The organism is Belliella marina, from assembly GCF_042682445.1.
GTDB classification, from domain to species: Bacteria; Bacteroidota; Bacteroidia; order Cytophagales; family Cyclobacteriaceae; genus Belliella; species Belliella marina.
This window is the reverse complement of record NZ_JBHUHR010000038.1, coordinates 287,752-304,043: the sequence shown is the minus strand read 5'-3', so window position 1 is coordinate 304,043 and position 16,292 is coordinate 287,752. Positions and strand designations below refer to the sequence as shown.

Here is a 16,292-nt window from a genome sequence, read left to right as displayed (position 1 = left end):
TCCCCATTATTTGTTAGATTAGCTGTCATTTAATTGTTTTTATGTACAACTTCAATGAGAATTTCTTTCATTCTTTTTTCAAAAATCTCTAACGTAAATTCAGTTTCATATTTTTTCCTCCCATTTATTCCCATTTTAACCCTAGAATCATTATTGTGAATCAAAAATTCAATTTTACTTGCCAATTCAACAGGGTTTTCTTTTTCCACAATAAAGCCATTGTGCTCATTTATTACCATATCTGGAATACCACCTACATTTGTTGTGACTATTGGCAAAGAAAATTGCATCGCTTCTAAATTAACCAATGGGAAAGCTTCATCAAATGTTGGTAAAACAAAAATATCTGCTTGAGCCATAATCTCGAATTTTTCTTCACCGTATTTTTTTCCCAAATAATTCACACAATTTGATAGGTTCAATTCATTTATCTTGTTTTTTAGTTCTAAAGCAGATATATCTGCTTCAGCACCGATGATTATACACTTGAAGTCAAGATTGTTTGCCTTTAGGATTTTGCAGGCATCCAAAAGTATAAGTATGCCTTTGGCAATAAGTAAGTTCGACAAAAACAGAATCTCAACAGTGTTGTTATTAGTGGTTGGCTCTCTTATTGGATTTGTTGGGGGGATTCCATTTGGGCAAATGTAGAGATCCTTTTCAGGTATATATTTTTTAATGTCATCATATAACATTTTAGACAATAAGACAGCCTTGCAGTTTTTAAAAATTAATTTATAGATTAGATTGTAAAAGAATCTATTTTGGTTCTCGCAAAATCCTTTGTTATGAAAATGATAAACCAGGTCTATTTTCAACAACCTGATGACTATGGCCAATAAAGCATCTTTGTAAAATCCAAACCCCTTTGAAGTAGGTGTCATATATACCAGATCTGGTTTATTCCTATAGATGGCAATCAAGACATTTTTGATAATTTCTAAAAACCTTGGGATCTTTTTCAAGTTCCCTTGTCCTATTTCATTTAGGTTTTCAGAGACACCAAGATTTACATAGCTGCAATTAAATGAACTATTGATTAATTCACTTTCTTTGAGGAACTTCCCCATTAAAGCAGCTCCGTGAATAGGAGGGGGGAGATGTAGGATAAAGAGGATTTTCTTATCAATTTTTTTCATGAAAATATGCTTTTTACTTTATCTAACAATCTTTTTTGAATTGAGAAAAATGATCTAAACTCTTTCAATAACTGCTTGTCTGGATTTTCATATAACTTAAACAAAAACTGTCTTTGATCAGAATCATCAAGTTTTGTGTCAAATCTAGAAACCGATTTGGTATGAGTGGCATCTTTTGAAAATCCAATACTATAGATTTTTGATTTGGAAGGAAAAACGGTAAACATCCCTTTATTGAATTGATGAAAGCAAAACCGTATTGCCCATGAATCAATTTTCCCTTTGTTTTGGTTGTTTAGCATTCGTACCATATCACTTCCACCTTCTCTAAATTTCCTCCTCAAGGGTTTCTGTTGAATGAATTTGTCATAATTTTTCATCTCCCAATCAACATCTTCCCAACGGTCCTGCCATGTCCCCCATCCCCAAGAAGATGCTCTTACCCCAAAATAATAATCTTGATTACAACTTTTCAATCCTGGCAATGGAAGTGTAAATCCAGATATAGATATTACATTTTTGTCATTTTTGTAGAAATCAATAGCCTGATTCATGAAATCCAAAAAGTTGGAAGATGTGACTAAATCATCTTCTATAACGATAACCCGACTATGGGTTTTAATGACTTTAGATACACCATTGATGATAGAATTCGCCAGTCCTATGTTAATAGTTGACTCAATGATTGTTACATTTTTGAACCCATCTATAGTGTGCAGATAGTTTCGTACTTCATTGATTTTTGTTTTTTGGATATCGTTTTTGGGACCATCTGAAAAAATGTAGAGTTCGCTATATAGCGCTAAATGGTTTTTTTTCAAAGCTTCTACCGTCTTGATGGTCTCATCCAATCTGTTAAATGTAAATAAACAGATTGGTGCTAAATTCTTGTTGGACGTTTTCACTTCTTTGGTATTTAAATTATGGATTTGTAAACTTGTATTGTTATGGGCACTTTATTGAGAACCAATATTGGGATGTTTTTATTATTGTACCTACCCTGATTGGGCATCCCCCCCCACTACAACAACCTCAAAATCTCAAACTAAGAGGAGTATGGGTTTAGATAAAATACGCAATGGATTAATCGGAATTTTAGTGGACACTTATACACTAAACACGCTGCAATTGGGTTTAAATGTTATTGTATATTTCGGAAAATCTTGAGCTGAAAGCATTCCATGAGTTTTCCAAACAAAATATTTTGTTCTCAGAAATATCAAATTTGGATTCATTTTTCTCGAGGATTATTTCTTTGAATTCTTCAAAATCACCATAAACTATTACATCATTCAAGTATGAAAGGTCTTTAAAGGCACCTGAATTTGGTCCTATAATTTTCGTGTTCATTCTTAAAGAATCAATTAGTACTCCGGAGCTTAATAAGGTTGTTGAGTGGTATGGAAATAGAATGAATTTACATTTCTGTGCTAAGACAGAAATATCTTCCAGCGGCAAAACCTCATTTATTAATTTGACTTGAGGTGTGAACTCTTGCTTCAATTGATCTAAATATGCGAGGTTATTGCATTTGCCAACTATTAGGATTTTTAAATGACTTAAGTCAGCATTTGAATTGACGAATTTTAAAAATTCTAAAATTCCTTTATATGGTTGGATGGAACCCCAAATCAGAATATCATATTCAATTGCTAAAGACTTAACTTGGGGAAACGGATCATTAATTGGGTGAATCAGATAATGTACTTTAGCTTTGTGGGCTGGAAAATTTTCTTCGACAAAATTAATTCCTTCATTTGAATGTGTAATAATCAAATCAGAATGTTTCATTAATAGATCATACATCAAATCAGTCAAAGATTTTTTGCCTTTATCTTTTCCGTATTTATTATGGAGAATCCAAACTATCTTTTTGTTGGAAAGTTTTTTAATTATTATGAAAAATATGAAAAATAGAACCTGAAACTTACCATACTTTCTTTTAAATACATCCTCAAACCAATTTAAAAGATAAGTATCGGTTTTTGGAAAATGTTGGAATAATTCTAGGACACCGTATTTTAATGTGTTTTTATTTACAATATTAAATTTACGTCCTAAAGCTTTTTCCAGATCCTCAATATAAGGGTTTGGAGCTATTAGGTTTTTATTTATGACTTTGGGATATATATAAATATTATTCATATTTAATTTCGCTTTAAGATTTAAAATATAAAGACTCAGATTTTTTAAAGTATGATACTAAACCTTAAATGACTGGGTCAAGGAGGAATGGTTCATCCTAAGCTATTTATGTTTCAAACTCCGTAAGATATTTTGAAATGTTAACCTGACTTCTATTGCATTGTGGTATTTATCGGCTATTTCTACTCCACTTTGAGCTGTCTTAAGGCGTAAATCTTCGTCGTTTATTAACTCTATGATACTTTCCGCCAATTTTTTTGAGTCATTTTGAGTTACACTTAAAGCACATTGATGCTTTTCTGCATAATCTACTACAGCTGTACAATCTGGGGAAAATATGATAACAGGAGTTCCGCTTGCAAAGTATTCAGATGCTTTTGTAGGCATTGATAACCTGATGAAATTTAGGCCTTCCTCCCCAAAATCATAGGGTAAGATTAGAAAATCAGCCTCTGCAAACACCTTAGGCAACTCTTTATATTCTACATAGGAATTGTGTCTGGTATATTTGTAATTACTGATCCATTTTGGAGCTTCCGGTGTCTGCAATGCAAACTGAAGTCCAATACCTGTCTGTTTATTGACAAGTTCCACAGACTTTGCGATGACTTCGAGGGAGGTTTCTATACCTGTTCCTACTCTTCCTGCATACAGAATTACAGGAGGATCACATAAAGCCTTATTTTCCTTTCTATGCTTTTTCCAAAATTCTACGTCTATTGGATTGTGAAAAGGGATAAAATCTTTGTTATACCTTGTTTTATATTCTTTGGCCATTAGTTCACTAATGCTCAAAAGAATATTTGATTTGTCAAAAAGACTTTGAAATTCTTTTTCTACTCTATTGTACCAAAATCTACCAAATATACCTTCACTTTTGAGCATTGTAGCCCAATCATCCATCATATGGAATATAAGTGGCTTATTCAAATACTCTTGGACCATCTGACAGAATTGGATGGCACCCATTGATGAAGCTTGACCATATAAAACCTCTGGATTATACTCATCTAACCAATCGCATAATTCCTTTGAAAGTTTTTGGGTGGATGATGCGTGATACAAACCCAAAAATTTCAAAGTAGGATAGAAAAAATCATTAATAAGATTCATCCTAAGACCATTGGCTGGGGCTTTTTCAATAAATTGTGCCTTGCTGGATTTAGAAGGTTCAATTTTCCCTGAAATATGCTTTCTTTTGATCAGATTAAATGGAAATCTCCATTTATGCTCTAAATGACCAATTTGGTAATAGTTAGAGCAAATCTCAAAATTTGTTTTGTCATTTATTAAATATGATGAACATACAACAGCGAGCTTTTCTTTTTCATATCCTTTAAAAAGATTTGAAAGTGTAATACCTCCTCCAGTTACAGTGTCAAAAGGTTGGTTTATGATTAAGATCCTAGGTGAATACATGAATTGTAATTGATTATTTGATTTCTTTAAAAACTTTAACCAAACTATCTCCAAATCTTTCAGAATTATATTCAGAGACATAAAGAGCGTTTGCATTAGAAGCCATTTTGTCTAACTTTTCAAAGTCAAACAATATGCTATTTATAGCCTTTCTCCATTCTTCAACAGTAAAACCATGAACACTTAAGCCAAATCCATGGTCTTCCGGGTTGATGTCAACATATTTGTTGTAAGTCATGATGGCAGGTTTGTTAATCGCCAAAGAGTCAAGTAGAACTGTTAATCCAAGGGTTCTTCCTGTTTCCACTTTCTCTTTTTTGATAGGAATTAAGATGAATCTTGCTTTTTGATACCTTCTCAACAAATCAATGTAAGGGACAAAATCTGAATTAATACTGATGTGATCCGGGAGATTGGTATCGTTCGGTCTAGTAGCAGGCGTACAATAAATTTCTAACGGGAAATCGATCTCTCTAAATGCTTCAATCACCAATTCAAAATCCCTATCTGTAGTTCCTGCACAGATGGCGAATTGTGTATCACGGGAATTGACATACGATTCATTTTTTTTGTGGAAATTTACATCCGCTCCCCAATTAACTTTAGTAAATCTATCATTGAGCTCACTCTTAGAGACTCCTAAATCGTTTATAGTTTTATTCATTAAGCCTTCGCTCAAAAAAGCAATTTTGTTGTAATCAAGTAATAGCTTTTTCCTGAAATCGAAAAAAACTGGTTTTTCCGGCTTTATGTATAGATTCATATGTCCCAATATTACAATAGGGGTATTGATGATTCTAAAATATTTTAAAATATTCAGCAGTCTTGTATTTCCTAAAGCGAATGGGGCATATATGATGTCATATTTTCGGATTTGCATTAATACCCTAACTTGTTGATCTAGCCCAGTTAAACCTATAAAGTCACCGATTTTATTCAGCCATTTGTATTTTGAATGTGGCAGGATATCTGCTTGAAATCCATCATGTTTATTAACTTCAAGAGTGCCAAAAAGGAAGTGGGATGGGCTTTCTCCATCTAACCATTCTTGATAGATTTTATCAAACGAGTAGGTGTTCAATACTAGTATTCTCATGCTGTTATAGGCTTTTAGATTGGCTTGACAATTTGATGTTATGGGTTTTCAACAATATCATTATTTCTTTGTTGCTGAGATTTCTAATTCGTGGGGAAAAACAAATCCTTACGCATATCCAGATCAATAGATAATTGAAAGTGAAAGTATTGATTGGTGAAGGGTACATATTGATGACACCGATCAAAATCCACAAGCCTGCAGCCATGGAGAATAGGTTTCTTGATCTCAATATACCAATCAAACCTGCTGGTATTAAGATTAGCAACAACAGGCCTAAGCTGATAATACCTCCCTTCAATATAATCTGTAAGTAATCTGTTTCAATAATTGAACGATACACCGAAGGTTCCCCATCTCCCCAAATGATGCCTGGACAATAATATTCACCATTTATTCCTCGTCCAATTATCCAGTCTATAGGTTGCATATCTTCATAGAAATTGGCTTCTACATTGGAGCGTGTATCAGCCAGTCCTCTGCTCTTAAGTGTTGAAAACAGCCCGTTGTTGGTAAGTTTTTCCATTCCGAAAAACATTAATGATGCAAATGCCATAGAAGAGATGACCAGAACTATCGCAATGTTCTTGCCTTTGGTAAGGTAAATGATCGCAGCAAAAGCTAAGATCATAAAGCAAAATATTGAAAGCCCCCTCCTGCCTTGATATACTGCAAGTAATAATATAGAGATCATAGAGGTGAGAGCCAAAGCGATTGTTTTTTTCGAATGAAATGGGAAAGTCAGTAAGAGAAATCCAGCTGTAATCCCAAAAGTCCTAGATAACGATTCGGTAATAATCAAGCTATAATGAGAAACATTTATAATGCTTGTGACATTGAGCACCAAGAAAAACAGATGTAATACTGCGAAAAGTTGTATGGCAGTTCTCAATCTTTTTAAAAATTCGAAATTTATCGGAATCAACATCACCAATGGAACTGCGTAAAGAAGCACACCGAAATACTGGCTGAACAATGCTGATTTGATATAATTGTAATCAAAGGCAAAACCGCGTAGTACGATTGAGGCCAAATAGAATAAATAAGAATAATAAATGATTTTTAAGTACAGGTTTTCGATACTAAAGTCTATCAGGAAAATAAAGGAAATAAAGATCATTCCGATTCCAATCAATTGAATCAAATTACAGATAACAGGATGGATGATTTGTGTATCCATCATTCCAGAACCAAAGGAATAACCCAATATTCCAAGGAAGAAGAAATTGATATACTTAATTTGCTCCTGACTGGTAGCAGCTTTTTCGAGATTGTTCCTAATACTGGTCAGCATTTTTCAATTGGAAAGTTTTATTTAATGGCTTCGAACAGCCTAAAGTGTTTGGCTATCACTTGTTCATCTTCAAACTCGGGTTTCAATTTACCCCGCACTTCATTTTTCAAACAAAATATTATCCCATCTGCCAAATCTTCCGAAGATTTGAATTTTGCAAGATATCCATTACGCTTATGTTCAATCATTTCTGGGATACCTCCTGTTTCAAAACCGACTACAGGTACTTCACATCTAAGACTTTCCAGTATAGTAGTAGGTAGGTTGTCTGCGATGGAGGAAACTACAAATACATCCATGGAGTTGTATGCTGCACATATCTCTTTCTCAGATGTTAGATATCCTGTATAATGGACTTTAAAGGGGATTTCTTTGATGATTTCCTCAGAAAGATTACTTCCAAAAACCAGTATCTCAAAATCGATGGAAATATTTAATTCCCCTAAGATCTGGAGTGCTTTTAACAGGTATTGGAAACCTTTATAAGGACTATTGATGTAATTGGCTCCAAAGCCGATTATTTTTCGTGTTTTATCAGGTTTGATAAATTTATCGGGTCTTTTTGGAAGCTGTTTGAAGTTTGAAGAAACTGAATTGAAAATCTGCCAAATATTTTTGTTTTTGAGCAGTGAGGCTGATTTTGCATTTTGTTCCATCCAACGACTGGGAGCTACGAAATACAGGTTGTTGTATTTCTGAAAAAGTTTTTGCTTTTTTAAAAATAACTTTTTTGACCTGTCTTTTTCTTTGTTTTCAGGTAAAACCTGACAATTTCCGCAAGTACCCTTGAATTTTTCACATTCAAAACTATAATGACAGCCACCAGTAAAAGTCCACATGTCATGTAATACAAAGATTAATGGTTTGCCCAATTGGGCTAGTTTTATTAAGCTGTTGATATTTAAATAACCGCCCAGCACCCAGTGGACATAAATAATGTCGGCTGTTGAGATTAGTTGGTGGGAAGATACGTCAGTCCCCAATATTGGGTAGCTAAAATTACCGAACTCTTTGTTGTTCTCCCTGTTTAATTTTGCTTGGATTTTATGGTCTAAACTGGATTTTAAATTTGGGAATTTGCCTAGTTTTTGGATAGCAAAATCATCTGGAGTGAATGTTGAAAACAGTGATAGAACAGAAGAGTCTATACCATTCCTTTTCATCAAATCATGTAATGTAATCGTATAATTTCCCGAGGAAGAAGAGCCATATTGTAAGTGTACTATTTTCATGTTTTTAAGAATTTATTTTATCCAGATGCCTCTTTTGTTTTTGACAACTACCATCAAGTATTGGTAAGGTGCAAGGATAATTCCATTTAGATTAGCAATTATAGCTGAGATAAATAAGGCATGTACGCCAATACCAAGAATGTTGATAAGGTACATGGCTGTCAATATGTAGATAATTGGGCTGAATAAACTTGCCCAAAACTGGAGTTTAAGAGCACTGATCCCATTTAGGAAAGAGACATAAGTGTTGCCGAACATAAAGCATATGAAAAATATAAATGCCCATACTGATAACTGGCTTGGTATAGTAACCAAATCTTCACCTAACCAAGCTCGATAGACGAAGTCAGAGATAATTACCATGAAAATTCCTGCAATCAGAAACACAAGGATGAGAAGATTATATTTTTTCACTGAGGATTTTATCCATTCAAAATCTTTTTTCATAAATGCCTCTGTTGATGCTGACCAAAATGGAGTCAAGAATATCGCAAAAACCATATTTAGTAATCCAAAGTACTTGTAGACAATATTGTAAGCGACAACATCTTCCGGTAGAAAATTCCTTACAATAATGATGTTTGCTGACTGATACTGGATGATTCCAGCGACTTGGATAATAAAGAATGTCCCTCCCAACCTGAATAGGTTTTTTGCATATCGGAAATTGATACTTTTGAAGCTTGGTCGATAGGCTGCGTACCTTCCTTTGAAAAGGATGAAGTTTGCTGATAGCAATACTATCAGGGGACTGATGCATAGGGCAAGTCCAAGGTTCAATAGGGATCCTTCTGTTGTCTTGATCAAGATGATTATTGCCATCAGGGAAAAGAACTGTCCCATGAGATCAACAAAACTCGCTATTGCAGGCTTTTGGTCTGCTGTGAGTATGGATGTGATCGTTTTTAGTATAAATTGAAGACAAAAATAGGTAAATACAATGACCATGAGCCTACTTAAATCACTCGACATGGTTGCATCTGTTTTGAGAATGCTAGCCCAATCAATGAAATTATTGGCTATCAAAAAGCTAACCCATACAGTCGAGAATATCAATACCAGTGTGGCATAAGTCGTGCTGACATATGTTTTGGCCAATTTAAGGTCACCTTTCGCCAAGCTTTCGCCAAGCTTATTCCGCAACCCCTGTGTCAAACCAATGTCAAAGAAAGAAAACCAGCCCACTATGGAGCTGATGGTTAGCCAAATTCCATATTTGGAAGGACTTACATAATCCAATGTAAGAGGAACCATGACCAAACTAAAACCTATGCTCAGACCTTTGATGAGCAATGTCCCCAGAATGTTCTTTTTGGCTTTAATGCTTCTTTCCTGGCCTTTGTTGATTTTCTCGTTAACCCATTTGTAGGCCAAACTGAAACTTTGTGTCATCTATAAATCCTTAAATACTAGTTCAAAACTGGTTCATAGTCATATCCATAACCATACCCGTTTACCAAACGGACGCCATTGAATATAAGTGATGGGTTTTTGAGCTTTTCTTTGACACCAAACTGGTTCAAAAAATCAAGATTATCTGTAGTTGTATATTCTGACCTTAGGATATACAATGTTTTGTCAGCATAGTGTACAAGTTCAAATGCGTCAGGCACCATTCCTACAGGAGAAGTGTCAATGATGATGTATTGAAATTGTTCCCTCAAAGCTTGGAATAATTGGGATACCCTATCATGACATATGATCTCCGATGGCGATGATACAAGATTCCCTGCACCAATGAAATAGAGATTATCCAAATTCGCATCTTTTACCAGAATATCAGAAAGCACGAGTTTTTTGTTTAGAACGTAATCAATAATTCCTATTTCTGGTTTTATTAATCCAAGGGATTTGAAAAGAGCGGGTTTTCTCAAGTCAAATTCCAACACTACTGATTTTTTACCCAAAACACTGAAACTACCACCTAGGTTTGTGGCGCAAAATGTCTTGCCTTCACCGGATGTAGATGAAGTGATCAAAAGGGTTTCCGTGTCGGAATTATAAGTACTGTTGTTGATCAGGTTTGATCTCAAAAGCCTGAATTGTTCGGCAACTGGTGATTTGTGTTTGTTGCCAAAAACCATCCCTTGCATCGTGTCATTTTTTGAAATTTCCCCAATGACAGGTAAATTGACTTGCTCCTCGGCATCGACTTTTTCTCCAATTTTGTTGTTCAATAGATTTTTCACGAAAATAAATGTGAATGGAATACCAAAGCCCATGATGACAGCAAAGGCAAGGGTTATTGGTTTTTTTGGAGATACTGGGCCAGGTGATGACCTAGCCTTATCGATTACTCTGGAAAAAGTATTTGAAGATACTGTCAACGAAATTAGTGCTTCTTCATTCTTTTGGTTTAGGAAATTAAATTGTTCCAGCCTATTGTTTTTCAATCTTTCCAAATCCTGCAATTCCCTTTCGATTTGTGGGATTTGGCTTGATTTATAATCGAATTGGGAAGAGTTGGATTCCAGGTTCCGGATGGATATTTCCAGACTTGATTTAATGTTTTTGATATTCTCTAGAATATCCTGTTTTTGATTGTTCAGTTTTTCGTCTATTCCTTGGACAATCGGATTTCCAGGTTCATTTGTCTGTAATAGCCTTTCCCGGTCTCGTTGAAGTGTGTTGTAGTTAGCCACAGATGCTATCAAACTTGGATCATCAATAGAAAGTGAACTTGGTACAGACCTGAATTCTCCAGTAGAAGTACTGATATAACTACGAATAGATTCTAGAATCTGGACTTGGGTTCTTTGGTTTCTGATCTCATTTTTAATCTGATTTGAGCTTTCTGAGTACAGTCTCGCCTCTGAGTTCACATCGCTTACCCGATTTTGGGTTTTTAGCAATTCAATTTTCCTTTCAATAGAATCAATCTCAAACGTTAAGCTCGAAAGTTGGTCGGACAGAAAATTTACTGTCGTATTTGCAGTCTCATTTTTCTCTATTTCTGTAAGTGAATTGTAATTGTAAATCAATCTATCAACGACCTCCTTGCCTCTCTGTGGTATGTTGTCTACCAAATTAACATACAATACACTTGATTGCTTATTGGCCTGTGCTATTTCAAGACGATTGACAAATCCTGCTGCCATGCTTGCCGGATCTGAAAAATATACAATAAAGTCAAGTTCTTTTACTTCCTGGAAGTCGATTGATTCATTTAATGCAATATTGAATTCACCATAATGTCCCTTTATTACTTCTCCAAAGCGATGAGTACTCGTCTTACCATCGAAATCCAACTTAAATTTGGTGCCATCGATTATTTCGATGTTGTATTCGTATTCATCAGGTTCGTAAAGCCATTCCTTTTTTGACCAATTGACCAGGAGTGGGGAAGCGTCTTTATAATATTCTTTTTTCCTCAGAAACTTATCTTTTGAATAAATCATCGTTTCAAATTGCAGATCACGAAGAACACTTTCCATAAGAGATAAAGACATGAACACTTCCATCTCATTTTCAAGGATTTTTGATGTCCTTAAGATATCCAATTCAGAAGAAATAAGATTGTCTGAAAAATTGACACCTTTTTCCTTATCCTTTATTACAATTTTACTGGAAATATGATAATATTTTTCTGCGTAGAATAAGTGGAGGACTGCAAGTGCAACAGCAATTAGGATACTGGCGGCAAACAAATACTTGAATCTCAAATAATTTTGAAGAAATTTACGGGGATTAACCTTTTTCTTATCTTCTAACCCAAACCCATCTATTAAAATATCTGACATTTTCATTAGTTGAATAAATTTTGATAGTTGAATATTAGTGCAACAAGTATTGAAGAACCTATGGAAGCGACTGTAATTAATGTTCTGTTATCCCTAGTCTGCTTTTCTTTGGCCTTGTCAGGTTCGACATAGATGATATCGTTTTGTATCAGATTGAACTGCGGTGATCTGAGGATTTCTTTGTCATTCAAATTTATTCTGTATGTTGCTCTTTGACCGTCTATTTCTCTCATGAGGAGGACGTTTTCACGTTTTCCAAATGCTGTCATATCGCCGGCCATCCCAAGGGCCTCAAGAATATTGATTTTGTCATTTTCAACAATGAAATGCGAGGGATTACTTACTTCACCAATTACAGTAATTCTGAAATTTGAGAGGTAAACATTGACTGATGGCTCCTTGACATGTGCCCTCAATAGAAATTTCAATTCGTTTCTGATTTCCTCGATTGTCAAACCTGCAACCTGAATTTCCCCAATTACCGGGAATTCAATCTTTCCATTGCTGTTTACTAAATAGGAATTGGTTGTAATCTGTTGGATATTGTTGTTTACCCCATTCAATTCGTCTTGATTTGGCAAAACACCTCCATTAAACAATACATTCGACTCCATGCTTGGACTGGAAACAACAATTTTCAACCTGTCATTCTTCTGGATTCTCACATTGCTGTTTGAAGGGATCTCGGAAAGTGTTTCTGAAGTTGGATCTAAATTACTAAAGTAAGTAAGGTTTCGTGGAGAGCAACTATATAGTGATATGGTTACTAGACATATATAAAATAATCCTTTCATTTCATTAAACTTAGTTTGTGTTTTGAATCGATTTTCCAAAGGTAATACAAAAAAATGTATATAAAAAACATTTTATATACTATTAAAATCAGATAGATGTGCGGTTTGTCTTAGGGGAATAAGGTTGCCAAGCCAATTATTCCAACAATAGTTACTTATTACTTTATAGGGGTATTTTGGGTGGGGTTTAGGAAAATGTATCCTGCTATATAGAGAGTAAATTTTATCCAAATATAAGAGGTAATACAGTCGTAATTCGATAGGCAAAATAAAATACATAGTTTAAAAATATCTTTTATGACTATCTGCTTTCTTGCACGTAGCCAAACAATATATTGTTGGATGAACAATTTGAGGTTCTGTTGACTACGCCGCGGCACAAGTGTGAACTGTTGTCCACGCCACAGGCGCGCAAGCTGTTGACGAGTATCCGCAAATTATAAAGCCTCTTCTCACCCAACGTGCAACATTGCGGATACTCATAATATATAGTCGCTTTTCTATTGTTGGTAAGCATACTGAAACTATTTGGGTTCCAAGCTTTATATTTTTTGACAGTCAAAACTGCTTTCATGCATTTCTGTATTATAGACCATTTTTTTACCTGAAATGATTTCTATAAAATCGCCCAATTGGACTCAGATCCCTTCATTTTCATTGTTATTGTCTTTAATATGGTTTTTATTTATAAAAAAATTTGCATTTCAAATACAAAAAAATGTACTTTTACATTTCAATAATGCAGAAGTAGTTTTCTGATAAAATTATTGGACTAAGTAGAAAGTTGTCCAGTTGGGGTAAAAAAATCAATTAAATGAAATCTTTAATCTTATTATTCGGTAGAAAGTTAGCTGTATTGTTTTTGCTTTCATTTCTTCTACTAAACAATGTCTTTTCTCAAAATATAATCAGGGTCAACTCTGAAGGGAATAATATTCCTATCAGGGAAGTTGAAATCGTTTTGGATAGAGGAGGGCAGAATGAAAGGGAAGTCGTTCAGACAAGGCAGAACCCTGGCAATCTCCTGCCAAGAAATGTTTCAGCTGAAATAAATTCCATACTTTTAGAAAGTGGGGAAAGGATTTTTGCAACTACAAGGTTTCCCAAAGTAATCAGTGCAAATCCAAAATTGGGGCAAAACATTGATCTGGGTCAAATTCGAGTAATTAGGTCTTTGGACAGTCTCGAAAGTCAGCATATCAATCACGAGAATAATCTTGAGAATTTTCTTGCGGGAATTGCCGAAATAGTTTCCATTCCTGATTTACGCTCTTATTGGGATATAAGCAATGCGACCTTATTAAAAGAAGATAATTCCTTTATTGATATACTCTATCAAAATCAAATCCCGTCCTCGGGATATATTCTTGTATCAGAAAGGAATGGAAATTCAACCTTTGATTTAGGTGCTTTAGATGAATTTGGGGATTTAATAGAGGATGCAAACCTTGTAAGCCTAACAGCGCAATTTGATTGGAATACCGTTGTGACCCATCAAATAAATTTTAATAATCAAACGCAATGGCTTACCATTTTCAATCCTGAGCTGTTCAATACGGAAATCCCAATTTTCGGCTTTAGGGTATTTGACAGGCAAGAATCGGATGGGAAAATTATATTTTTTGCAAGGGATGTTTCGGCTGCTCCGGATAACCTTTGTCCAATTTTCGCCTCTGTTGGTTCCGAAAATGCCGGGAATATTTTTGAAAATGATGAAATGGATGGAAATATCCTCAATCCACAAGATATTAACTTGACAGTTTTTGATGGGCAAGGTGTGCTTTCTCTAGGTTTTATCCAATTGGACCAAGATCCAAATTCTCCCGGATTTGGCAATATTTCCATTTTACCGAATGCAACTCCGGGTATTTATACTTTTGAATATGAAATAGAAGATAAATTGGATGGTAGAACAGACAGGACTGAAGTTACTGTAAGGATTATCGAATTTTTGGAATTGGAAAGCAATACTTATTGCCAGGGACAGCAGTCAGATGAATTGTTTATTTCTTCCGACAGAGTTTCGGGTTTTACCTACCGCTGGTACGTTAATGAGACTGATTCCAACGAAGGAGGACAGTTGATCGCAGAAGAGACTTCACCTAGATTGACCCCTCCCACAGATGTGGATGGTGTACGATACTATTATGTAATCGTTACCAATGATTGTGGTGAATCCCTGACCTCTTCTGTTGCTGCAATCACCGTCCTGGCTACCGAAGCCCCATTGTCTACTGGAAATATAACTGAGTGCGCACTGGAATCTATCCAAACACTCAACGCAAATGATGCAATTGCCACTACTGATGGGGTTGAAATTGTATGGTATCTGTCAGCTGATAGTGATGATAGGGTTACAGCGCCAATCCTAGATGAAATTGGATCTATTACTTACTATGCAGAAGCAGTCAATCTGGCTACTGGCTGTGCTTCTGTCATAAGAACACCCGTCACCCTTACTTTGGATGATTGTAGGCTGTCTATCAATAAATCTGTAGACCAGTTGGAAATCGACGGGCCAACCATTTTGAATTTCACAATTGAAGTGACCAACCCAGGGACTGTGGCTGCTACTGATGTTGTAGTGACAGATCCTCTGACCAATGGAAATGAACCACTGCAATTGCTTAGTGGAGATTCCAACGGGGATGGAGTCCTTGATTTAAATGAAACATGGATTTATCAAACTTCATACGAAGTAAATCAGGAATTAATAGATCTTGGTTTGGACATAGTCAATACTGCATTTGTTAATGCCAATGAAACTGGTGAAGAGTTATCTACAACTACCACAATCATCAACCAAAACAGCAGTATTTCATTAAGCAAAACCGCAGACAAATCAGAGGTAAGTGCAGCAGGGGAAGTAATTACATACACCTTGGCAGTTGCCAATACAGGCAACACGACTTTGACAGAAGTGGTGATCAGTGATCCGAAGCTGGAAGTTGAGGAGAATGTGGGGACCTTGTCGCCAGGAGAGAGCAAGTCGGTGACAGCTGGCTATACTGTAACCCAGGAAGATATTGATGCAGGAAGTATCCTGAATGCGGCAAGTGTGCAGGGTGAAGATCCAAACGGGGAGACACCGGGAGATGAAGATGAACTTGAAACACCTGTTGACCAAAACAGCGGAATTGCTTTGAGCAAAACAGCAGACAAATCAGAGGTAAGTGCAGCAGGAGAGTTGATCACTTATACACTGACAGTTACCAATACAGGCAACACGACTTTGACAGAAGTGGTGATCAGTGATCCGAAGCTGGAAGTTGAGGAGAATGTGGGAACTTTGTCGCCAGGAGAGAGCAAGTCGGTGACAGCTGGCTATACTGTAACCCAGGAAGATATTGATGCAGGAAGTATCCTGAATGCGGCAAGTGTGCAGGGTGAGGATCCAAACGGGGAGACACCGGGTGATGAAGATGAACTCGAA

At 35.6% G+C, this 16,292-nt stretch carries 11 protein-coding genes; 1 reads left to right on the top strand and 10 read right to left on the bottom strand.

Annotated features, from left to right (window positions below; translation table 11 throughout):
- Window positions 1-29 precede the first annotated feature (29 nt).
- The 10 genes from ACFSKL_RS13355 to ACFSKL_RS13310 all read right to left on the bottom strand — a co-directional run bounded on the left by ACFSKL_RS13355 (window position 30) and on the right by ACFSKL_RS13310 (window position 12,859).
- The gene (locus ACFSKL_RS13355; protein ID WP_376886717.1) at window positions 30-1,139 is read right to left on the bottom strand and encodes a glycosyltransferase; all 1,110 of its coding nucleotides are present in this window, start codon (window positions 1,137-1,139) and stop codon (window positions 30-32) included.
- Window positions 1,136-2,044 carry a glycosyltransferase gene (locus ACFSKL_RS13350; RefSeq protein WP_376886716.1) on the bottom strand — a complete coding sequence of 303 codons (909 nt, stop codon included), beginning with the start codon at window positions 2,042-2,044 and terminating at the stop codon, window positions 1,136-1,138. The genes ACFSKL_RS13355 and ACFSKL_RS13350 overlap by 4 nt, the downstream gene beginning before the upstream one ends.
- 229 nt (window positions 2,045-2,273) lie before the next feature.
- Window positions 2,274-3,284 carry a glycosyltransferase family protein gene (locus ACFSKL_RS13345; RefSeq protein ID WP_376886714.1) on the bottom strand — a complete coding sequence of 337 codons (1,011 nt, stop codon included), beginning with the start codon at window positions 3,282-3,284 and terminating at the stop codon, window positions 2,274-2,276.
- Window positions 3,285-3,386: 102 nt separating this feature from the next.
- Window positions 3,387-4,397: a glycosyltransferase gene (locus ACFSKL_RS13340; RefSeq protein ID WP_376886713.1), complete on the bottom strand. Its 1,011-nt coding sequence runs from the start codon at window positions 4,395-4,397 to the stop codon at window positions 3,387-3,389.
- 319 nt (window positions 4,398-4,716) lie between these two features.
- A complete protein-coding gene (locus ACFSKL_RS13335; RefSeq protein WP_376886711.1) occupies window positions 4,717-5,799 on the bottom strand; it encodes a glycosyltransferase family protein in 1,083 nt (360 codons plus the stop codon).
- Between the two features lie 4 nt (window positions 5,800-5,803).
- Complete coding sequence (locus tag ACFSKL_RS13330; RefSeq protein WP_376886710.1) at window positions 5,804-7,093, bottom strand: hypothetical protein; 1,290 nt, start codon at window positions 7,091-7,093, stop codon at window positions 5,804-5,806.
- Between the two features lie 17 nt (window positions 7,094-7,110).
- Window positions 7,111-8,325, bottom strand: a complete 1,215-nt coding sequence (locus ACFSKL_RS13325; RefSeq protein ID WP_376886708.1) for a glycosyltransferase — start codon at window positions 8,323-8,325, stop codon at window positions 7,111-7,113.
- Between the two features lie 12 nt (window positions 8,326-8,337).
- Entirely contained in the window at window positions 8,338-9,717 is a 1,380-nt protein-coding gene (locus tag ACFSKL_RS13320; protein ID WP_376886707.1) for an MATE family efflux transporter, read from the bottom strand.
- A gap of 17 nt (window positions 9,718-9,734) precedes the next feature.
- Entirely contained in the window at window positions 9,735-12,065 is a 2,331-nt protein-coding gene (locus ACFSKL_RS13315; protein ID WP_376886705.1) for a GumC family protein, read from the bottom strand.
- 5 nt (window positions 12,066-12,070) lie between these two features.
- Window positions 12,071-12,859 carry a polysaccharide biosynthesis/export family protein gene (locus ACFSKL_RS13310; protein WP_376886703.1) on the bottom strand — a complete coding sequence of 263 codons (789 nt, stop codon included), beginning with the start codon at window positions 12,857-12,859 and terminating at the stop codon, window positions 12,071-12,073.
- 814 nt (window positions 12,860-13,673) lie between these two features.
- On the opposite strand from ACFSKL_RS13310, the gene ACFSKL_RS13305 reads away from it, so the two are divergent.
- Window positions 13,674-16,292: DUF7507 domain-containing protein (locus ACFSKL_RS13305; protein ID WP_465252697.1), on the top strand; the 2,619-nt coding region annotated here is incomplete at its 3' end.